Origin of the sequence: Rathayibacter sp. AY1C9, from assembly GCF_002932315.1 — a bacterium.
Classification (GTDB): domain Bacteria; phylum Actinomycetota; class Actinomycetes; order Actinomycetales; family Microbacteriaceae; genus Rathayibacter.
In genome coordinates, this window is the sequence record NZ_PSVZ01000001.1 from 1 (window position 1) to 18,265 (window position 18,265).

Sequence of the window (18,265 nt, forward strand, 5' to 3'; positions counted from 1 at the left end):
GGCGGAGACCGGGCGGCTCGTGGTGCGGGCCGGGAGCAAGACCGGCCGGGCTGCGTGGGGGAACGGCTCGAGAGCGGAGGCGGGAGCGGGTCGGGGAGAGATCGACGATCAGGCGGGGCGGAGCATCTCCGACTGGGGCCCCGGCAGTGCGATCGGCCCGGGATCCCGCTGCGGTGGCGCACCCCTGGAGGTGCATCGACGGGAGAGCGCGATGGCAACCTGCCGCTGCGAGTCGGGACGCCGCCTACGGTTCCGGTCCGAGGCGGCGGTGATCGCACGGGGACAGCGGTGCACCCTCGGGGACAGCGGTGGACGGCTCCGAGCGAGCGCCCCCTCGGCCTGAGCGGCCGCCGTCAGGATCAGAGGGAGCGGCGTCCCGCGATGACGCCGGAGACGACGGCGAGGACGCCGAAGACGATCGCGACGACCGGCTGGCTGAGGTCCAGCCACGCCAGCGCGGCGGCGCCCATCACGAGCAGCTCGATCAGCGAGCGGCCGTAGACGTCGATCGCGAGGACCGCGCGCGGCGAGAGGAAGAGCGCCCAGATCAGCGCGGCGACCACCGGAGCGCCGATGCCGAGGACGATGTTCCACGGGAGGTCCCACGACGCGAAGCCCCAGAGGGCGAAGGTCGCCAGCGCGACGAGCTCCAGGAGGAACCGGAGGATCGCGTTCGGGCCGATCCTGATGTCGGTGCCCGCGGTGTCCGCTCCTGCTCGATTCACGCCGACCATGCTAGCCGCCGGAGGTCAGCGGAAGATGATGGTGCGGGCCCCGTCGAGGAGCACCCGGTCCTCCGCGAACCACTTGACCGCCTGCGTGAGCGTACGGCTCTCCTCGTCCTGCCCGATCGCCACGAGCTGGGCGACCGAGTGCGAGTGGTCCACGCGCACCACGTTCTGCTCGATGATCGGCCCCTCGTCGAGGTCGCTGGTGACGAAGTGCGCGGTCGCCCCGATCAGCTTGACGCCGCGGGCGTGCGCCTGCTTGTAGGGGTTCGCGCCCTTGAAGCCCGGCAGGAACGAGTGGTGGATGTTGATGGCGCGGCCGGCCAGTCGCGCGCAGAGCTCGGGGGAGAGGATCTGCATGTAGCGCGCCAGGACCACGAGCTCGACGTCGTGCTCCTCGACGACCTCCAGCACGCGCTCCTCGAACCCGCGCTTCGACTCCGGCGAGACCACGGGTCGCGACTCGAAGGGCACGCCGTAGAACTCGGCGAGGTCGCGAAGGCTGCCGTGATTGGACAGGATCATCGGGATGTCCACCGCGAGCTGCCCGGCGCGCTGGCGGAAGAGCAGGTCGTTGACGCAGTGCGCGGCGGTGGAGGCGAGGACGAGGGTGCGCAGCGGCCGGCCGACGACGTCGAGGCGCCAGGTCATCCCGTAGTGCTCCGTGATCGGCAGCAGGGCGGCGGCGAACTCCTCGCGGCTGATGGGCGACTCCACCTGCAGGCGCATGAAGAAGCGGCCGGTGTCGGCGCTCGAGAACTGCTGGCTCTCGGTGATGTTGCCGCGGGCCTGGACGACGGCACCGGACACGGCGTGCACGATGCCCGGCTGGTCGGGGCAGGCGAAGGTCAGGGTCCAGTGGTTTCCCGCGGGCCGGGCGCCGGACCACGCGGCGTCGCTGCCCGTCGGACGGGTGCTCACGGGGGCGGGCCGGGGAGTCGCGGACGCGGCGGGTTCGGGCTGCATCCGCCCAGGATAACGGTGGGGCACAGGGCGGTCCGCGCGCCTCAGCCCGCATCGACGGACACGGCGGCGACGGGTCCCGTCCGCCCGTCCGGGGAGGAGTAGCGGACGCCGATCGTGTGCCTCCCGGGACCGACCTCCAGGGTCGCGGCGAGGACGGGGGCTCCGGGAGCGAGGGACCGCACCTGCTCGCCGTCGACCAGGAGGTCGAGGCCGTCCGCGTCGGGGTCGGCGAGCACGAGCACGCCGACCGCGCCCCCGCTCGACGCGGCCCGGGCGAGGAGCACCGGAGCGCGCAGGTCGACCGTCTCAAGGGCGCTGACTCCTGCGGCGGTGCGCGCCAGCACCGTGGTCGTGCCCGCGGGGAGGGGGAGCGCCGGCGCGGTCCAGGAGCCGTCGGCGTCGGCGGTGGCGGAGCCCACGCGGCGTCCGTCGGAGGCGTCCTCGAGGAGCACCGCGGCGCCGGGCGCGGCGGTGCCCAGGGCATCGGGCAGCAGCCGGCCGTCGGTGTCGAGCGCGAGGGTCGGTGCGGCCGGAGCGGGAGGTGCGGCCGGAGTGGGGGTCGTGACCGGCGCGGGAGTCGAGACCGGAGCGGAGGTGCTCGGCGCCCCTGTAGGGACCGGCGCCGGAGTGCTCGGTGCGTGCGTCGCTGCCGGAGCCGGAGTGTCCGGTGGGGGAGTCACGGTCGGAACAGGAACAGGAACAGGAACCGGGACCGGAGTGCTGGGTGCGGGGGTCGGGACCGGAACGGAGGGCAGGCCCGGGCCGTTGCCGATCGGGCCCGGCGCGGAGCTCCCGGTCGTGGTCCCCGGCGGCCCGGAGGGGGCCGGAGCCTCGGTGACGGCAGGGGAGGGCGCCGGTGCGGGGCTGCCGGTCACGGCAGGGCGGGACGGGGCGGGCTCGGCGGCAGGAGTCGGGGAGGCGGTCGCCTCGATCCCTCTCGACGCCGGTGCGCCGACGGGATCGTGGGACGGCTCCTGTTGCGGCGGGCGTCCCGTCCTCCCGGGGGTCGCGCGCGTCGCTCCGGCATCGTCCGACGCGGCCCGTCCGGCCACGGCCGGCACCGTGCTCCTCGGAGCAGCGCCGGAACCCCTGGACCGCCCCGCCGGATCGCCGTCCGCTGCACTCGTCCGGTCCGCGGCCTCCGGGTCCGTCTCCGGTCGGTCGGCGCTCGCCGTCGCTCCTCCGCTCGACGCCGGCGCAGCCGCCTCGGCCGTTGCGCGCTCGTCCACCCGCGCGGAGGCGTCCTCCGCCGCCACGAGCGCGCCGCCCCCGTTCCCGGACAGCAGCACCACCGCGCCGACGACTCCCGCGACCGCGAGTGCCGCCGCAGCGGACGCGGCGACGACTACTCCTGTTCCGCTGCCCGCTCTCGACGCTCGGACCGCTCTCGACGCTCGAACCGCGCTCGACGCCCGGACCGCGCTCGGCAGCGGACCGGAGGCCGCGCCAGAGCCCCCGCCCGCCGCCCAGGCTGCCGCACCGCTCACGCCGGCCGAGAGCGGCAGCAGCACCGACGCGAGGCGGCGCGCAGTGCTCTCGGCCTCCGCCAGCGCCTCCCGGCAGGAGAGGCACCCGTCCAGGTGCCGGTCGATGCGGTGCCTGTCCCGGACGGGGGCTCGTCCTCGCGCGTACGTCCCCGCCCGCTCGAGCACCCACTCGCACTCGCCCGTCGCCGAGGCGTCCGCCACGTGCTCCCGGATCCACGCGGAGCGCAGCCCCTCCCGCGCCCGCACCCCGAGCGCTGCGACCGCGTTGGGCCGCAGGCCCATCAGCGGTGCGGCGGCGGCGGGGGACAGGCCCTCCACCTCCGTGTACCAGAGCACCTCCTGCCAGCGCGGCGGCAGCGCCCGGAACGCGCGCGCGCCCAGGTCGCGCTCGAGGGCGGCGAGGGCGTGCGCCTCGGGATCGGGGCCGGCAGAGGGGAGGGCGCGGTCGGCCTCGTCGAACGGCCGCTCGTGCCGGTCCCGCCGGGCCCAGGATCCCGCGACGTTGCGGACGGTGGTGAAGAAGTAGGGGCGGAAGGCGCCCTCGGGTCCGCCGCCGCGCTCGATCGCCCGCAGGACGCGGAGGAACGCCTCCGAGACCAGGTCGTCGGGGTCGGAGCTGCTCGCCCACGCCCGGGCCACGGTGCGCCCGGCCGAGGAGTGGCGGCGCCAGAGCTCGGAGACCGCGTCGGTGCGGCCCTCCCGGACCAGCGCGACGAGCTCCTCGTCGCTGCGGCCGTCGATGCGCTCGGAGCGGCGTCGAGGACCCACGGCGACGCCCTCCCTCCCGGTCCCGCGCCGGGACCGCCCGAGGGATCGTCGCACGATCGCGCGTGCCCGCCCCCGACTGGCGCGACTCCCGCGCCACCCGGCCCGCTTGCTAGAGTGAGCCCGCCGCGACTGGCGTTCGGATGGGTGACCATCAGGGAGCGGCACCTCCTCCGGGGCAGCGCCCCGGACACTTTTCCCGCCGCACGCCTGGGCTGGAACGGATACCGTAGATCGGGTCGCCCGAACGAGCCGTGTCGCGCCGCAGCGACCTGCCGGGCCCCTTCCGTTTCCCAGCCAAGGAGCGTCCGTGTCCTCTTCCCCCGCCAGCCCCGGCGTCGCCGCCTCGTTCGACCAGCCCGTGTCGGTGGTCGACCCCGAGATCGCCGCCGTGCTCCAGCAGGAGCTCGACCGCCAGCGCGGCTACCTCGAGATGATCGCGAGCGAGAACTTCGTGCCGCGCGCGATCCTCGAGTCGCAGGGCTCCGTCCTGACCAACAAGTACGCCGAGGGCTACCCCGGCCGCCGCTACTACGGAGGCTGCGAGTACGTCGACATCGCCGAGCAGCTCGCGATCGACCGCGCCAAGGCCCTCTTCGGCGCCGAGTTCGCCAACGTCCAACCGCACTCCGGAGCCTCCGCCAACGCCGCGGCGCTCGCCGCGCTCGTGCAGCCCGGAGACACCATCCTCGGCCTCGAGCTCGCGCACGGCGGCCACCTGACCCACGGCATGAAGCTGAACTTCTCGGGCAAGCTCTACAACGCGACCGCGTACGGCGTCGACCCGCAGACCTTCCGCATCGACATGGACGCGGTCCGCGAGAAGGCCCTCGAGGTCCGTCCGCAGGTGCTCATCGCCGGCTGGTCCGCCTACCCCCGTCAGCTCGACTTCGAGGCGTTCCGCGCCATCGCCGACGAGGTCGGCGCGAAGCTCTGGGTCGACATGGCCCACTTCGCAGGCCTCGTGGCGGCGGGGCTGCACCCGTCGCCGGTGCCCTACGCCGACGTCGTGACGACCACCGTCCACAAGACGCTGGCCGGCCCGCGCTCGGGGCTCATCCTCGCGAAGCAGGAGTACGCCAAGAAGCTGAACTCGGCCGTCTTCCCCGGCCAGCAGGGCGGCCCGCTCATGCACGTGATCGCCGCGAAGGCGACCGCGTTCAAGCTCGCCGGCGAGCCCGAGTTCGCCGACCGCCAGGCACGCACCATCCGCGGCGCGCAGATCCTCGCCGAGCGCCTCACGGCGGCCGACTCGAAGGCCGAGGGCATCGACGTCCTGACCGGCGGCACGGACGTCCACCTCGTCCTCGCCGACCTGCGCGACTCGCCGCTGGACGGCAAGCAGGCCGAGGACCGCCTCCACGAGGTCGGCATCACGGTCAACCGCAACGCCGTGCCGTTCGACCCCCGCCCGCCGATGGTCACCTCGGGCCTGCGCATCGGCACGCCGGCGCTCGCGACCCGCGGCTTCGGCGACACGGAGTTCACCGAGGTCGCCGACGTCATCGCCGAGGCGCTCAAGCCCTCGGCCGACCTCGAGGCGCTGCGCGGCCGTGTCGCCCGCCTCACCGACGACTTCCCGCTCTACCCCGGGCTGTAGTCGATCCGCTGCACCACCCGCGCGGCGGAGGCCGGGGCACCGTCCCCCTCCGCCGCGCCACGACCGAGGAGCCCGAGATGACGGCACAGGTACTCGACGGCGTCGCGACGGCGACGGCGGTCAAGACGGAGATCGCGGAGCGGGTCGCCGCTCTGCGCGAGCGGGGCGTCGTGCCCGGGCTCGGAACGCTGCTGGTGGGGGACGATCCCGCCTCCCGCTCGTACGTCGCGGGCAAGCACCGCGACTGCGCGGAGGTCGGGATCGAGTCGATCCGCGTGGACCTCCCCGCGACCGCGTCGGCGGACGACATCCGCGCCGCCATCCGGCAGCTCAACGACTCGGAGGCCGTGACCGGGTACATCATCCAGCTCCCGCTGCCGAAGGGCATCGACGAGAACGCGATGCTCGAGCTCATGGATCCGGACAAGGACGCCGACGGCCTGCACCCCACCAACCTCGGCCGCCTGGTTCTCGGTGTCGAGGGCGAGCTGGACAGCCCGCTGCCCTGCACGCCGAACGGGATCGTCGAGATGCTGCAGCGCCACGGCATCCCGACCTCGGGCCGGCACGTCGTCGTCGTGGGCCGCGGGCTCACCGTCGGCCGACCGCTCGGGCTCCTGCTCACGCGGAAGGGCCTCGACGCCACCGTGACCCTCACCCACTCCCGCACGGCCGATCTCGCCGCGGAGGTGCGCCGCGCCGACATCGTGGTGGCCGCCGTGGGCGTGCCCGGGCTCATCCGCGCCGACTGGGTGAAGCCCGGCGCCGCCGTGCTCGACGTGGGCATCACGCGGGTCGAGAACCCGGAGACGGGCCGCGCGAAGCTGACCGGCGACGTCTCACCGGAGGTGGCGGAGGTCGCGGGCTGGCTCTCGCCTGTGCCCGGCGGCGTCGGCCCGATGACGCGCGCGATGCTCATCCACAACGTGGTGACGGCGGCCGAGCGCGCCCTGCGCTGACCGGCCCCGCGCCACGGGACCCGCGCCGGACCGCGCTCGGGGGCGACGTCCAGTCGCCTGCCGGTAGCGTGGCCCGGCGCTCTCGCGTCCCCCACCCCGTCGGACACGTCCTCGGAGCGCGCCCCGCCCCACGAGGAGAACCCATGCTCACCGTCACCGCCTACGCCGCCCCCTCCGCGACCGAGCCGCTCGTCCCCACCACCATCGAGCGCCGCGACGTCGGACCGCACGACGTGCTCATCGAGATCGCCTACTCCGGCATCTGCCACTCCGACATCCACACCGTCCGCGGCGACTGGGGACCGGTGGCGTACCCGCTGACCGTCGGCCACGAGATCGTCGGCGTCGTCGCCGAGGTCGGCTCCGAGGTCACCAAGCACTCCGTCGGCGACCGCGTCGGCGTCGGCTGCATGGTGAACTCCTGCCGCGAGTGCGAGAACTGCCTCGCGGGCGAGGAGCAGTACTGCCTGAAGGGCAACACCGGCACCTACGCCTCCGTCGACCGCGACGGCACCATCACCCAGGGCGGCTACTCCACGCACGTCGTCGTCGTCGAGGACTTCGTGCTCCGCGTGCCGGAGTCGATCCCCTACGAGGCCGCCGCTCCGCTGCTGTGCGCGGGCATCACGACCTACTCGCCGCTCTCGCACTGGGAGGCGGGCCCCGGCAAGCGGGTGGCCGTCGTCGGCCTCGGCGGGCTCGGCCACATGGCCGTCAAGTTCGCGCACGCGATGGGCGCCGAGGTCACCGTGCTCTCGCAGACCCTCAGCAAGAAGGAGGACGGCCTCCGTCTGGGCGCCGACCACTACTACGCGACGCGCGACGAGGCGACCTTCACCGATCTCGCGAACACCTTCGACCTGATCGTCAACACGGTCAGCGCGCCCCTCGACCTCGACGCCTACCTGGGGCTCCTGCGCCGCAACGGCACGATGGTGAACGTGGGCGCTCCGGCCGAGGCGCTGCCGCTGCACGTCTTCACGCTCTTCGGCGCCCGTCGCTCCTTCGCGGGCTCGGGCATCGGCGGCATCCGCGAGACCCAGGAGATGCTCGACTTCTGCGCCGAGAAGGGCATCGCGAGCGAGGTCGAGGTCGTCTCGGCGTCGCAGATCAACGAGGCCTACGAGCGCGTCCTCGCCTCGGACGTCCGCTACCGCTTCGTGATCGACGCCTCCACGTTCGAGAAGTGAGGGCGGCCGGGGCGCTAGCCTCGGCGGCATGAGCGAACGGAGCCACCCGGCCGTCGACCGCGTCCTCGCCGACCTCGACCGGCACGGCGTGCACCCGACCGTGCGCTGGCTCGATTCGGCCGCGTCGACGGCGGCACTGGCGGCCGAGGCGCTGGGCGTCGACGTCGGCCAGATCGCCAACTCGCTCGTGTTCCTGATCGACGGTGCGCCGCTGCTGGTCCTGACCAGCGGCGGCCACCGCGTCGACACCGCCTGGCTGGGCGTGCAGCTGGGCGGATCGATCACCCGGGCGCCGGCCGCGGAGGTGAAGTCCGCGACGGGCCAGACGATCGGCGGGATCGCGCCGGTGGGCCATCCCGCGCCGCTGCGCACCGTGGTCGACACGGCCCTCGCCGCCTACGACGTGGTCTGGGCTGCGGCCGGGCACGCGCACACCGTCTACCCGACGAGCTTCGCCGAGCTGGTTCGGGTCACCGGGGGAGAAGGGCGCGCCGTCGTTCCGCCGGATCCGGCGCCGTAGCGGCTGGACGAGGAACGCCCCCTGCGACGCGAGGTCGCAGGGGGCGTCGACGGAAGCAGAGGTCAGAGCACCCGACCCGCGCCGTCGGCGGCCGTGACCAGGAAGAGCTCCGGAGTCGTGAAGCCCTTCTCGGCGAAGGCGGCGAGGACCGCGGCGCGGACCTCCTCCTCCTTCTCCACCGGGGCGAGGGCGATCGCGGAGCCGCCGAAGCCGCCGCCGGTCATCCGGGCGCCGATCGCTCCGGCGCCGCGCGCCGCCTCGACGGCGGTGTCGAGCTCGGGCACCGAGATCTCGAAGTCGTCGCGGAGGGAGACGTGGCCGGCGTCGAGCAGATCGCCGATCGCCCGGGGACCGTGCTCGCGCAGGGTGCGGACGGTCTCGAGCACGCGGACGTCCTCGGTCACGACGTGCTTCACGCGCCGGTAGGTGACGTCGTCGAGGAGCTCCTGGGCGCGCGGCAGGTCGTCGACCGTCAGCTCGCGGAGCGACGGCACGCCGAGGGTCGCGGCGCCGAGCTCGCAGGAGGCGCGCCGCTCGGCGTAGCCGCCGGTGGCGTGCGCGTGCTCGACGCGCGTGTCGACGACGAGCAGGACGAGGCCGGCCTCCTCGAAGCCGAGGGGGACGACCTCGGTGTCGAGGCTGCGGCAGTCCAGGAACACCGCGGCGTCGCGCTTCCCGAAGAGGGAGGCGGACTCGTCCATGATCCCGGTGGGGGCGCCGACCGCGACGTTCTCGGCGCGACGGCCGACGCGGGCCATCGTCGCGCGGTCGAAGCCGAGGTCCCAGAGCTCGTCGAGGGCGACGGCCATCGCGCACATCAGCGCCGCCGAGCTCGAGAGCCCCGCGCCGACCGGCACGTCGGAGTCGACGTACGCGTCGAAGCCCGAGCGGGAGCCCAGGTCGACGCCGTACTCGGTGAGCGCCCAGACCACGCCGAGCGGGTAGGCCGACCAGCCGGTCACGGCGCCGGGGCCGAGCTCGTCGAGAGCGACCTCGACCACCTCGGGGGAGAAGGCGCTGCTGATCCGGATCAGGCGGTCCTCCCTCGGAGCGACGGCCATCGCCGTGGCGCGGTCGATCGCGAAGGGGAAGACGAAGCCGTCGTTGTAGTCGGTGTGCTCGCCGATCAGGTTCACGCGGCCGGGGCCGGCCCAGACGCCCGCGGCGGGGCGGCCGAAGGTGCGCTCGAAGGCGGCGGCCGCGCTCTCGGCGACGGCGGTCAGGGATGCGGGAGCGGCGGTCATCGGTTCTCCTCGGCGATGTCGGCGGCGGTGGTGGCGGGAGTGGCGGCGCCGCCGGGAAGCGAGTCGTCGCTGTGCGCGGCGACCGGCAGCGCCGCGTCGGGGCGCTGTGCGATCCCGGCCTCGAGCACGGCCGCTTCGGCCCGCTCGATCGCCGCGCGCAGGGCCGCGGCGCTCGTCTCGGGGGCGATGTCGCCGATCCAGGCGCCCATCGCGGCCTCGCTCCCCGCGAGGTACTTGAGCTTCGTCTCGGCGCGGCGGGGCGAGGTGATCTGGAGCATCAGGCGCACCTCGTCGCGGCGCTCGTGCACCGGGGCCTGGTGCCAGGCGGCGATGTAGGGCGTCGGGGTGTCGTAGAGGGCGTCGATGCCGCGGAGCAGGCGCTGGTACATCACAGCCAGCTCGTCGCGCTCCTCCGGGGTCGTCGCCGCCAGGTCCGGGACGTGGCGGTGCGGCAGGAGGTGCACCTCGACGGGCCAGCGCGCGGCGAACGGCACGAACGCGGTGAAGTGCTCGCCGCGGAGGAGGACGCGCTCGCCGGCCTGCTCGAAGGCGAGGACGTCGGCGAACATCGACGGCCCGTAGCTGTCGAGCGAGGCGAGCAGGCGGGTCGTGCGCGGCGTGACGTAGGGGTAGGAGTAGATCTGCCCGTGGGGATGGTGCAGCGTGACGCCGATCGCCTCGCCGCGGTTCTCGAACGGGAAGACCTGCTGCACGCCGGGAAGGGCCGAGAGGGCGCCCACGCGGTCGGCCCAGGCCTCGACCACGGTCCGGGCTCGGGAGGCGCTGAGCGTGGCGAACGAGCCCTCGTGCTCGGGGCTGAAGCAGACGACCTCGCAGCGGCCGACGCTGGTCAGCGTCCGGCCGAGCCCGAGAGTGCGCAGGTCCGCCAGGGAGGCGGGCGCGTCCGCGTCCTCGAGGAGCGGGCCGAAGGAGGGGGAGCGGTTCTCGAAGACGGCGACGTCGTAGCGGCTGGGCACCTCCGACGGGTTCGTCGGCGACGCCGGGGCGAGCGGATCGAGCTCGGCCGGCGGCAGGAACACGCGGTTCTGGCGCGACGCGGCGATGGAGACCCACTCGCCGGTCAGCACGTCCTGGCGCATCCGCGCGGTGGCAGGGCGGGGGTCGAGGTGGCGGGCGTCGGCGGCGCGCTCCGGGGGGAGGGTCGTGTCGGCGTCGTCGAAGTAGAGGAGCTCGCGGCCGTCGGCCAGCGTGTGCGGGCGCTTGACGACGCCGGCGGAGAGTGTGATCGCTTCGTTCATGGCAGGAGTCAGACTAGGGCCGCACCTTCGAAAAGGAAAGCTCGTTTTCCCTTTGACAAGTCCACCGGCCCGCGGGCACGATGGGCGGATGAGGACGGACGGCGAGCAGGAGTCCACGTCGGCGATCGAGCGCCGGCTGCGGCTGCGTCTGGCCGCCGAGAGCTCGGGCTTCGTCGGGGTCGCCCCGATGGCCGACATGCTCGGGGTCTCGGTCGTCACGGTCCGCTCCGATCTCGCCCTGCTCGCGAGCGAGGGCGTCCTCCAGCGGGTGCGCGGAGGGGCGATCCCGGCGCCGAGGCCCACCGGTGAGCGCTCGCTCGAGGAGGGCCTGAGCGCCGCCTCCGACGAGAAGGCCGCGATCGGCGAGGAGGCCGCCGCCTCCGTCTCCTCCGGGCAGAGCATCGTGCTCGACGTGGGCACCACCCCGCTCGCCATCGCGCACGCGCTCGTGGCGCGGGAGGAGCTGCGCGACGTCACGGTGATCACGAACGGCCTCTCCACGGCGCTGGCGCTCGAGCCGGCCATCCCGCGCTTCACGGTCGTCGTCACCGGGGGCACTCTGCGGCCGCTGCAGCACTCGCTGGTCGAGCCGCTCGCGTCCGAGCTGCTCGAGCGGATCCGCGCCGACATCGCCTTCATCGGCTGCACCGGCGTGCACCCCGAGGCCGGCGTCACCAACGTCAACCTCCCGGAGGCGACCCTGAAGCGCCGGATGCTGCAGGCGGCGACCCGCCGGGTCGTGGTCGCGGACTCCTCGAAGCTCGGAGTGGTCGACCTCGGCCGGGTCGCCGCTCCCGACGAGTTCGACCGTCTGCTCACGGGGGCGGGGGCCGCCGACGGAGTCGTCGCCGCTCTGGAGGAGGCGGGGCTCGCGGTCACCCGCTGCCGGACGCTCGGCGAGCGCGTCAGTCCGTAGGATCAAGGAATGGCCGACTTCACCCCCGCCCCCGCCACCGGGCGCCAGTTCTCGCTCGACCTCACCGCCGAGGGACGCACCCTGCACGCCGTCGTGACGGAGGTGGCCGCAGCGCTGCGCCACCTCTCGGTCGACGGAGTGGAGATCACCGCCTCCTACCCGGAGAGCACCGTCCCGCCGTTCGGCTCGGGCATCGTCCTGATGCCCTGGCCCAACCGCGTCAAGGACGGGCGCTGGCACCACCGCGGCGAGACGCTCCAGCTCGCGATCACCGAGCCGAAGTACCACAACGCCATCCACGGCCTCCTGGTGAGCACCCCGTACCGCCTCGTCGACCAGGGCCCGTCCTTCGTCGAGCTGGCCGCGCCGGTCGTGCCGCAGGCGGGCTACCCGTTCCACCTCGAGACCTCGGTCCGCTACGAGCTGCAGGCCGACGGGCTGAAGGTCGTCCACCGCGTCGTCAACGTCGGAGCCGACGAGGCGCCCGTCGCCATCGGCACGCACCCCTTCCTCGCCATCGGCGACGTCCCGACCGACGAGCTCGAGATCACCGTCGACGCGGCGGTGCACATCGAGGTCGACGAGCGCCTCAACCCCACCGTGCAGAACCCGGTCGAGGGCACCGAGTGGGACCTCCGCTCCGGCCGCCGCATCGGCGACCTCGAGCTCGACGACGCCTGGGCCGACGTCCGGATGGTCGACGGCGAGAGCGTGCACGGCCTCCGCGCCGCGGACGGCCGCCGCGTGCTCCTCTGGGCCGACGCCTCGCACAACTTCATCCAGGTCTTCATCACCCGGATCTTCCCCGACGGCGACGACGTGAAGACCGCGATCGCCGTGGAGCCGATGACCGCTCCCGCCGAGGCGTTCAACAGCGGGCAGGGCCTGCGCTGGCTCGAGCCGGGCGAGGAGTGGACCGTCGCGTGGGGCATCCGCCACGAGGGGTTCCCCACCGCGTCATGACCACCCTCGCGGCGGTCGGGCGCGACGACGAGGCCAAGCGCGTCGCTCTCGTCCGGATGAAGCGGCTCGCCACGGGCCTGCTCGTGGTGATGGCCGTCGTCTTCGCCGTGTCGTTCGCCCTGCAGGAGCGCTACCCGTGGCTGCAGTGGGTCCGGGCCGCGAGCGAGGGCGGGATGGTCGGCGCGCTCGCCGACTGGTTCGCCGTGACCGCGCTGTTCCGGCGGCCGCTGGGCCTGCCGATCCCGCACACCGCGATCATCCCGACCAAGAAGGACGAGATCGGCGCGAGCCTCGCGCAGTTCGTCGAGGAGAACTTCCTCCGCGGCGCCATCGTGCGCGAGAAGCTCGACTCCTTCGGGATCGCCCGGCGGGCGGGGCTGTGGCTCGCCGAGCCGGAGAACGCGCACCGGGTCGGCGGCGAGAGCGCCGCGGCCGTCCGCTCGGCGATCGCCCTGCTGGACGACTCCGACGTGCAGCGCGTGATCGAGGCGCTGGCACGGCGCCACCTCCTCGACCCGCAGTGGGGCCCGCCGCTGGGCTCGCTGGTGGGAAGCGTGGTCGAGGCCGGCCACCACCGGCGCCTCGTGGACACGCTGGTGGAGCAGGCGGAGGCGTGGCTGACCGCGAACCCGCAGAGCTTCACCCGCATGGTCAGCGGCCGCCTGCCGAGCTGGCTGCCCTCCGCGGTCAGCCGAGCGGTGGACGAGCGGTTGTACCGCGAGGCTCTCGTCTTCGTCGCCGCGGTGCGCGAGGACCAGGTGCACCCGTTCCGGATCGCGATCGACGGCTACCTCGCCACGCTCGCGCAGGATCTGGGCACCGACCCCGACCTGATCGCCCGGGTCGAGGAGATCAAGAACCGCGCCTTCGACAGCCCGCGCGTCCGCGAGCTCGCCGGGGACGCCTGGGAGGCGACGAAGGCCTCCCTCCTCGGCGCGATGGACGACCCGTCGAGCCCCCTCCGCGGCAGCATCGAGTCGATCGTGGTCGATCTGGGCCGCCGGCTCTCGACCGACGCCGGTCTCGCGGCGACCGTCGACTCCTGGATCGGATCGGTCGCGGCCAACCTGGTCGACCGCTACCGCACCGACATCGCCAGCATCATCGGCGACACCATCCACCGCTGGGACCCGCGCGAGACGTCCGAGAAGCTCGAGCTGCAGGTCGGGAAGGACCTCCAGTTCATCCGGATCAACGGCACCGTCGTGGGCTCCCTGGCCGGGCTGGTCATCTTCACCGTCGCGCACGCGCTGCTCGGCTCGTGAAGCGGGGCGCCCGGGCCCGCTCCGCAAGCCCTCGTCGGCGTCGGTGGTCGGGCGTACGGTCGCACCATGAGCGATGACAACACCACCGATCCCGATGTCAAGACCGAGGGCGACGTCCTCGGCGCCCGTGCCGACGACGGCAGCGACACCAGCGCCAGCAAGGACCCGTCCGACTGGGTTACCGGCGACGAGCCGATGACCGGCCCGCAGCGCAGCTACCTCGACACCCTCGCGCGCGAGGCGGGCGAGACCCTGCCCGCCGACCTCACCAAGGCCCAGGCCTCCGAGCACATCGACCGCCTGCAGTCCTCCACGGGCCGTGGCGACGGCAGCAACGGGCACGACTGATCCCGCCGGGGCGCCCCGGGGCTGAGCATCAGTCCCCGTCGGCGCCCCCGTCCGGGGCGCGCACACCGCGCCCCGGCGTCCCTAGGGTTCCGTCATGGCGATCTCCCGCACCACGCGCAACGCCCTCGACCTCATCGACGCGATCCGGATCCCCGGCCGCATCGATCCCCGTCTGGCCCGGCAGGTGACCCTGTCCCTCCGCCAGCTCCTCGAATCCGGAGCCTTCGGCCCGAGCGAGCGGCTCCTCCGCCGCCGCGCGAGGAGGCTCCGCTCCCGCACCCGCGAAGCGGCCGCGTTCCGGCAGACGCGCTCGGCCGGCTGCACCGTCCAGCCCTGAGTCCGCTGAACGGAGCCGCTCCGCTGTGACCGGCGACGGGACAGACACCGTTCGCGCGGTCGTCTAGAGTTCCTGGCATCCGGTCCGCCGGATGCCCGCCGCAGTCTCCCGGCCGGTCGACAACGGAGTCGTCCCGGTGCGGGTCATCCCCCCGTTCGCGCGTCGAACGCCCCGCTGGTTCCAGCACCCCGCTCCCTCCTCGAGAAGGGACTCCCGCGATGACGACTCGCGTCTCGCACACCGCGACGACCGTCCGCCTCGTCCGCTGGTACCGGATCGACTCCGACTGGCTCTCGGAGGTCGTCACCGGCCGCCTGCTCGAGCACCAGGACGGCCGCTGGCGCCTGCTCGTCGGCGAGAAGGTCCGCGACTACCCGGACGAGGTGTGGTCGCTCTGCCACGAGTGACGCCGTCGCGGAGCACCGCGGCCCGGACGAGCCGTCAGAGGTAGAGGTAGTACGTCTTCGCGCAGTCCGTCGAGCAGAACGGGTCACGGCGGCGGGCCGGCCGGACGCGGCACGCCTCGCACAGCCGAGGCCGGCGCAGGAGGACGCGGAGGACGGTCAGCACCTCTGCACGGTAGTGCGGCGACCTGGCTGCGCCCTGGCACTGTCCGGAAAGCGCGACCAGGCGGTCGTGTGGTGGGCCCCGTCGGGCTCGAACCGACGACCCGCGGATTAAAAGTCCGCTGCTCTGCCAACTGAGCTAGAGGCCCGCGCGCTCCAGGGTAGCGGGCCGTCGACGCCCCCGGAGCAGGTGTGGCCCGTAGCAGGTGCGGCCCGGAGCGCGGACGATCCCGGAGCGGACCGCGTCCTCCGCGCGGGCATACCCGCCCAGCCGCGGGCGTTACCCTCCTCGAACCCCCTACGGAGCGCGAGCGCGAGAGCGTCCGCGCGCACGACCGCGGAAGGCGGCCCCATGACAGACGGCTTCCACAAGCCGACCAAGTTCCCCTCCCACGTCTTCGAGGCGTTCCAGGGAGGAGAGGACCCGGCGCAGATCAGCCGCGTCGCCCACGAGACCGCGATCGCGCTGCTGAGCCGTGTCCGGAACGACCCCGACCCGGTGGTCATCGACCGCCTGGTCGAGTACACCGACCACAACGGCATCGACGCGCTGGCCGAGCTCTGGGCGCGCTCCAGCGCGGCGAGCCTGCCGGGCGCCCTCTGGCGGATCTACCTGCTGCGGCTGGTCATCCGGCAGGACCCGGAGAGCACGAGCTTCCTCTACCAGCGCGGAGTCGAGCTGTCCGCCACGATCGACCCGGTGGTCGCCGGAGCCAGCACTCCCACGGGGCCGGCCGAGATCACCGAGCTGGCCGACCGGATCCTCCGCGGCGTCTTCGACGGCGACTTCGCGGTGGCACTGGACCGCGCCGCGGCGTTCTGCCGCGTGAGCGCCTCCGGAGCCGTCTCGGTCGCCGACGACGTGGAGCCGGTGAACCCCGCCCGGGCGAGCGAGCTGACCACCCGCGCCCTGCGCCTCTCGACCACCGCGGCCGAGCTCGTGAGCTGCGCGCGGCTGTGGCGGAGCGACTCCTTGGAGTGACGCGCAACTCGCGTTCACCCACTGCGAACGCCGCTCGCCGCCACCGCGGAGGCCTTTGGTAGACTGGCGGAAGCCGGATCGCAGTAACCCCGGGCTCCACTTATAGCCGCTTCGAGCGGCCTCGCGCCGAGAGGCGTTCCTGCGGTCCGGCCCCTTCTCTGCTCGCATCGAGGCCACGGTGCGCGAGGCGAGGGCCCAGGAGGAGTCGATCCTCGCCCGAGTCCCCACAGACAGGCGCCAGCGGAATGAAGAACAGCAGAGCTCTCCGGATCGGCGCGCGCGTCTGGGCGGGGACGGGGCTGCTGGTCGTCGCCGCCCTCTACCTCCTCGCCGCGCCGAGCGTCGACGACGCGGAGGGCGCCCAGTTCGCCGCGGGGGTCTCGCTCTCGCAGGGCACGGTGATGCGCGTCCTCGCGGTCCTCGACGTGCTCGCCGGGCTCTGGGTCCTCATCCGCCCGCGCAGTTATCCGGGCATCACCGCTGCGGCGGTGGCCGTGATCTCGCTCTGGCTGGCCCCCCGGCTGGGCGACCCCGCGCTCGTGCCGATCGGCACGTTGGCGCTGGATGTCCGATTCGTGACGCACCCGATCGAGGTGTCGGTCGTCGTTGCAGGCCTGGCCGTGACAGCCTTCTGGATGACGCGGAATCTTTCAGCCCGGGCGCGGGCGAGGCGGGGCTGATGACGGACGACACCACAGCGGAGGCGGCTGTCCTCCTCGAGCGCATCGCCGGGGGAGAGCAGGCCGCGTTCGCCGCGCTCTACGACCAGATGGCCGGCCGGGTCCTCGGCCTGATCATCCGCGTCCTCGTCGACCGCTCCCAGTCCGAGGAGGTGGCCCAGGAGGTCTTCCTCGAGATCTGGCAAACCGCTGGGCGTTTCGCTCCGAATAAAGGAAGCGCGACGACCTGGATCCTCACGATGGCACACCGCAGGGCCATCGACAGGGTCCGCGCGGCTCAAGCCGGCCGTGATCGGGACATGCGCATCGGAATCCGAGACCTCGGACGCGACTACGACCAGGTCTCCGAGCAGGCGGAGGTGTCCCTCGAGCACGAGAAGGTCGCGGCCGCCATGGGCCGCCTGACGGAACTGCAGCGGCAGGCGCTGCAGCTCGCTTACTACGGCGGATACTCGCACAGCGAGATCGCGGGGATCCTGCAGTGCCCCGTGGGAACCGTCAAGACACGCCTGCGTGACGGAATGATCAGACTTCGAGAAGAGATGGGGGTGGCCCTGTGAACGATGTGCGACTCCCCGACGGGATGGACGACCCGCGCGATCTCGCGGCGGGTCACGCACTGGGCATCCTGACGCCCGAGGAGCAGGAGCGCTACGAGCGCTTCCTCTCCGAGCACCCGGAGGCGCGCGGCGAGGCCGACGCGTTCGCCGAGGTGGCGGAGGCGCTGGTCGCCGACGCACCCGCCGTGGAGCCCTCGCCGGGCTTCAAGGCCGACCTGATGGCGCTCATCGCCACCACTCCGCAGCTGCCGCTGGAGGAGCCCGACGAGGACCACGAGGCGCCCGCCGCGCCCCGTCTGGTCCCCGTCGCCTCCGAGGGCGAGCGGAGCGGTCCGACGGCTCGCCGGGACGGTGGCGGCAGCGCCGCGAACCGCGCCCGGAGCCGCTGGTTCGCCCGCCCCGCGGTCTACCTCTCGGCTGCCGCGGCCGCCGCGGTGATCGTGGTCGGCGGAGTGACCCTTCCGCCGCTGCTCTCGTCCGGCCCCGGCCAGACGCAGCAGCAGACGGCTCTGGAGCAGATCCGCAGCGCCCCCGACGCGCAGGAGACGACCGGCACGGTCGCCACCGGCGAGCAGGCGACGCTGGTCTGGTCGAGCTCGCTCGGCCGCTCCGCCCTCGTGGTGGACGACCTGGCGCCGCTGCCGGAGGACAAGACCTACGAGCTCTGGTACATCGGCTCGTCCGGTCCGGTCGCCGCAGGGACGTTCGATGGGGGAGAGGGCAGCACCGTGGCCCCGCTCGAGGGGAGCCTGACCGAGGGCGGAGTCGTCGCCGTGACGGTCGAGGACGCCGGCGGCTCGCCGACTCCGACCACCGATCCGATACTGGCGATCGACATCGCCTGACGGCCCGAGCACGAGAAGAGCCGCACTCCCCTCACGGAGTGCGGCTCTTCTCGTTCCCGGAGGGCACGCGGTGGAACGAGAGCGA

The 18,265-nt window shown here is 73.5% G+C and carries 20 protein-coding genes and 1 tRNA gene; 14 read left to right on the forward strand and 7 right to left on the reverse strand.

What is annotated here, in order from left to right; genetic code table 11:
- Positions 1-359 precede the first annotated feature (359 nt).
- Genes C5D09_RS00005 through C5D09_RS00015 form a run of 3 tightly spaced genes read right to left on the reverse strand, consistent with a single transcriptional unit; the run spans position 360 to position 3,949 of the window.
- A complete protein-coding gene (locus C5D09_RS00005; protein WP_258066858.1) occupies positions 360-725 on the reverse strand; it encodes a YrdB family protein in 366 nt (121 codons plus the stop codon).
- Positions 726-749: 24 nt separating this feature from the next.
- Positions 750-1,694: a formyltetrahydrofolate deformylase gene (purU, locus tag C5D09_RS00010; protein ID WP_104247704.1), complete on the reverse strand. Its 945-nt coding sequence runs from the start codon at positions 1,692-1,694 to the stop codon at positions 750-752.
- A gap of 41 nt (positions 1,695-1,735) precedes the next feature.
- On the reverse strand, positions 1,736-3,949 hold the full coding sequence (locus C5D09_RS00015) for a sigma-70 family RNA polymerase sigma factor (protein WP_146085589.1): 2,214 nt from the start codon (positions 3,947-3,949) through the stop codon (positions 1,736-1,738).
- A gap of 307 nt (positions 3,950-4,256) precedes the next feature.
- Here C5D09_RS00015 and glyA point away from each other — a divergent pair, with 307 nt between their 5' ends.
- The 4 genes from glyA (at position 4,257) to C5D09_RS00035 (ending at position 8,215) form a co-directional block, all read left to right on the forward strand.
- Positions 4,257-5,546 carry a serine hydroxymethyltransferase gene (gene glyA / locus C5D09_RS00020; RefSeq protein WP_104224723.1) on the forward strand — a complete coding sequence of 430 codons (1,290 nt, stop codon included), beginning with the start codon at positions 4,257-4,259 and terminating at the stop codon, positions 5,544-5,546.
- 77 nt (positions 5,547-5,623) lie between these two features.
- Positions 5,624-6,505: a bifunctional methylenetetrahydrofolate dehydrogenase/methenyltetrahydrofolate cyclohydrolase gene (locus C5D09_RS00025; RefSeq protein WP_104268348.1), complete on the forward strand. Its 882-nt coding sequence runs from the start codon at positions 5,624-5,626 to the stop codon at positions 6,503-6,505.
- 143 nt (positions 6,506-6,648) lie between these two features.
- Positions 6,649-7,695, forward strand: coding sequence for an NAD(P)-dependent alcohol dehydrogenase (locus tag C5D09_RS00030; protein WP_104233905.1), 1,047 nt, complete (start codon positions 6,649-6,651; stop codon positions 7,693-7,695).
- A gap of 28 nt (positions 7,696-7,723) precedes the next feature.
- A complete protein-coding gene (locus C5D09_RS00035; RefSeq protein WP_104227277.1) occupies positions 7,724-8,215 on the forward strand; it encodes a YbaK/EbsC family protein in 492 nt (163 codons plus the stop codon).
- 62 nt (positions 8,216-8,277) lie between these two features.
- Here C5D09_RS00035 and galK read toward each other — a convergent pair whose 3' ends face one another.
- Both galK and galT read right to left on the reverse strand, forming a co-directional pair.
- Positions 8,278-9,459 (reverse strand): galactokinase, encoded by a 1,182-nt coding sequence (gene galK, locus C5D09_RS00040; protein ID WP_104268349.1) that lies wholly within the window; start codon positions 9,457-9,459, stop codon positions 8,278-8,280.
- Positions 9,456-10,718, reverse strand: coding sequence for a galactose-1-phosphate uridylyltransferase (gene galT / locus C5D09_RS00045; RefSeq protein WP_104268350.1), 1,263 nt, complete (start codon positions 10,716-10,718; stop codon positions 9,456-9,458). Before galT ends, galK begins: the two co-directional genes overlap by 4 nt.
- An 88-nt stretch (positions 10,719-10,806) precedes the next feature.
- On the opposite strand from galT, the gene C5D09_RS00050 reads away from it, so the two are divergent.
- The 6 genes from C5D09_RS00050 (at position 10,807) to C5D09_RS00075 (ending at position 14,954) form a co-directional block, all read left to right on the forward strand.
- Entirely contained in the window at positions 10,807-11,634 is an 828-nt protein-coding gene (locus tag C5D09_RS00050) for a DeoR/GlpR family DNA-binding transcription regulator (protein ID WP_104224717.1), read from the forward strand.
- Positions 11,635-11,643: 9 nt separating this feature from the next.
- Positions 11,644-12,597: an aldose 1-epimerase family protein gene (locus C5D09_RS00055; protein WP_104263066.1), complete on the forward strand. Its 954-nt coding sequence runs from the start codon at positions 11,644-11,646 to the stop codon at positions 12,595-12,597.
- On the forward strand, positions 12,594-13,862 hold the full coding sequence (locus C5D09_RS00060; protein ID WP_104224715.1) for a DUF445 domain-containing protein: 1,269 nt from the start codon (positions 12,594-12,596) through the stop codon (positions 13,860-13,862). Before C5D09_RS00055 ends, C5D09_RS00060 begins: the two co-directional genes overlap by 4 nt.
- A 66-nt stretch (positions 13,863-13,928) precedes the next feature.
- Positions 13,929-14,210 (forward strand): DUF3072 domain-containing protein, encoded by a 282-nt coding sequence (locus C5D09_RS00065; RefSeq protein ID WP_104224714.1) that lies wholly within the window; start codon positions 13,929-13,931, stop codon positions 14,208-14,210.
- A gap of 94 nt (positions 14,211-14,304) precedes the next feature.
- Positions 14,305-14,547, forward strand: coding sequence for a hypothetical protein (locus C5D09_RS00070; protein WP_104224713.1), 243 nt, complete (start codon positions 14,305-14,307; stop codon positions 14,545-14,547).
- 218 nt (positions 14,548-14,765) lie between these two features.
- A complete protein-coding gene (locus C5D09_RS00075; protein ID WP_104224712.1) occupies positions 14,766-14,954 on the forward strand; it encodes a hypothetical protein in 189 nt (62 codons plus the stop codon).
- A 34-nt stretch (positions 14,955-14,988) separates the two neighbouring features.
- On the opposite strand, the gene C5D09_RS17775 is transcribed toward C5D09_RS00075, so the two are convergent.
- Both C5D09_RS17775 and C5D09_RS00080 read right to left on the reverse strand, forming a co-directional pair.
- Positions 14,989-15,117: a hypothetical protein gene (locus C5D09_RS17775; protein WP_258059535.1), complete on the reverse strand. Its 129-nt coding sequence runs from the start codon at positions 15,115-15,117 to the stop codon at positions 14,989-14,991.
- A 69-nt stretch (positions 15,118-15,186) separates the two neighbouring features.
- A tRNA-Lys gene (locus C5D09_RS00080) sits at positions 15,187-15,262 on the reverse strand.
- A 203-nt stretch (positions 15,263-15,465) separates the two neighbouring features.
- Between C5D09_RS00080 and C5D09_RS00085 the strand changes: the two genes are divergently transcribed.
- From C5D09_RS00085 to C5D09_RS00100, 4 genes are all read left to right on the forward strand, one after another.
- Complete coding sequence (locus C5D09_RS00085; RefSeq protein ID WP_104227273.1) at positions 15,466-16,095, forward strand: DNA-directed RNA polymerase subunit beta; 630 nt, start codon at positions 15,466-15,468, stop codon at positions 16,093-16,095.
- A 245-nt stretch (positions 16,096-16,340) separates the two neighbouring features.
- Positions 16,341-16,775: a hypothetical protein gene (locus C5D09_RS00090; protein WP_104227272.1), complete on the forward strand. Its 435-nt coding sequence runs from the start codon at positions 16,341-16,343 to the stop codon at positions 16,773-16,775.
- Positions 16,775-17,335: an ECF RNA polymerase sigma factor SigK gene (gene sigK, locus C5D09_RS00095; protein WP_104224709.1), complete on the forward strand. Its 561-nt coding sequence runs from the start codon at positions 16,775-16,777 to the stop codon at positions 17,333-17,335. Before C5D09_RS00090 ends, sigK begins: the two co-directional genes overlap by 1 nt.
- Positions 17,332-18,180 (forward strand): anti-sigma factor domain-containing protein, encoded by an 849-nt coding sequence (locus tag C5D09_RS00100; RefSeq protein WP_146076502.1) that lies wholly within the window; start codon positions 17,332-17,334, stop codon positions 18,178-18,180. Before sigK ends, C5D09_RS00100 begins: the two co-directional genes overlap by 4 nt.
- Positions 18,181-18,265 lie beyond the last annotated feature (85 nt).

Excerpts from the sequence above, each read along its gene's own strand:
- C5D09_RS00075 (WP_104224712.1), top strand. The coding sequence starts at position 14,766 with ATGACGACTCGCGTCTCGCACACCGCGACGACCGTCCGCCTCGTCCGC.
- galK (WP_104268349.1), bottom strand. The coding sequence starts at position 9,459 with ATGACCGCCGCTCCCGCATCCCTGACCGCCGTCGCCGAGAGCGCGGCC.
- C5D09_RS00085 (WP_104227273.1), top strand. The coding sequence starts at position 15,466 with ATGACAGACGGCTTCCACAAGCCGACCAAGTTCCCCTCCCACGTCTTC.
- C5D09_RS00065 (WP_104224714.1), top strand. The coding sequence starts at position 13,929 with ATGAGCGATGACAACACCACCGATCCCGATGTCAAGACCGAGGGCGAC.
- C5D09_RS00050 (WP_104224717.1), top strand. The coding sequence starts at position 10,807 with ATGAGGACGGACGGCGAGCAGGAGTCCACGTCGGCGATCGAGCGCCGG.
- galT (WP_104268350.1), bottom strand. The coding sequence starts at position 10,718 with ATGAACGAAGCGATCACACTCTCCGCCGGCGTCGTCAAGCGCCCGCAC.
- purU (WP_104247704.1), bottom strand. The coding sequence starts at position 1,694 with ATGCAGCCCGAACCCGCCGCGTCCGCGACTCCCCGGCCCGCCCCCGTG.
- C5D09_RS00070 (WP_104224713.1), top strand. The coding sequence starts at position 14,305 with ATGGCGATCTCCCGCACCACGCGCAACGCCCTCGACCTCATCGACGCG.
- C5D09_RS00060 (WP_104224715.1), top strand. The coding sequence starts at position 12,594 with ATGACCACCCTCGCGGCGGTCGGGCGCGACGACGAGGCCAAGCGCGTC.
- C5D09_RS00025 (WP_104268348.1), top strand. The coding sequence starts at position 5,624 with ATGACGGCACAGGTACTCGACGGCGTCGCGACGGCGACGGCGGTCAAG.
- C5D09_RS00035 (WP_104227277.1), top strand. The coding sequence starts at position 7,724 with ATGAGCGAACGGAGCCACCCGGCCGTCGACCGCGTCCTCGCCGACCTC.
- C5D09_RS00055 (WP_104263066.1), top strand. The coding sequence starts at position 11,644 with ATGGCCGACTTCACCCCCGCCCCCGCCACCGGGCGCCAGTTCTCGCTC.
- C5D09_RS00090 (WP_104227272.1), top strand. The coding sequence starts at position 16,341 with ATGAAGAACAGCAGAGCTCTCCGGATCGGCGCGCGCGTCTGGGCGGGG.
- sigK (WP_104224709.1), top strand. The coding sequence starts at position 16,775 with ATGACGGACGACACCACAGCGGAGGCGGCTGTCCTCCTCGAGCGCATC.
- C5D09_RS00030 (WP_104233905.1), top strand. The coding sequence starts at position 6,649 with ATGCTCACCGTCACCGCCTACGCCGCCCCCTCCGCGACCGAGCCGCTC.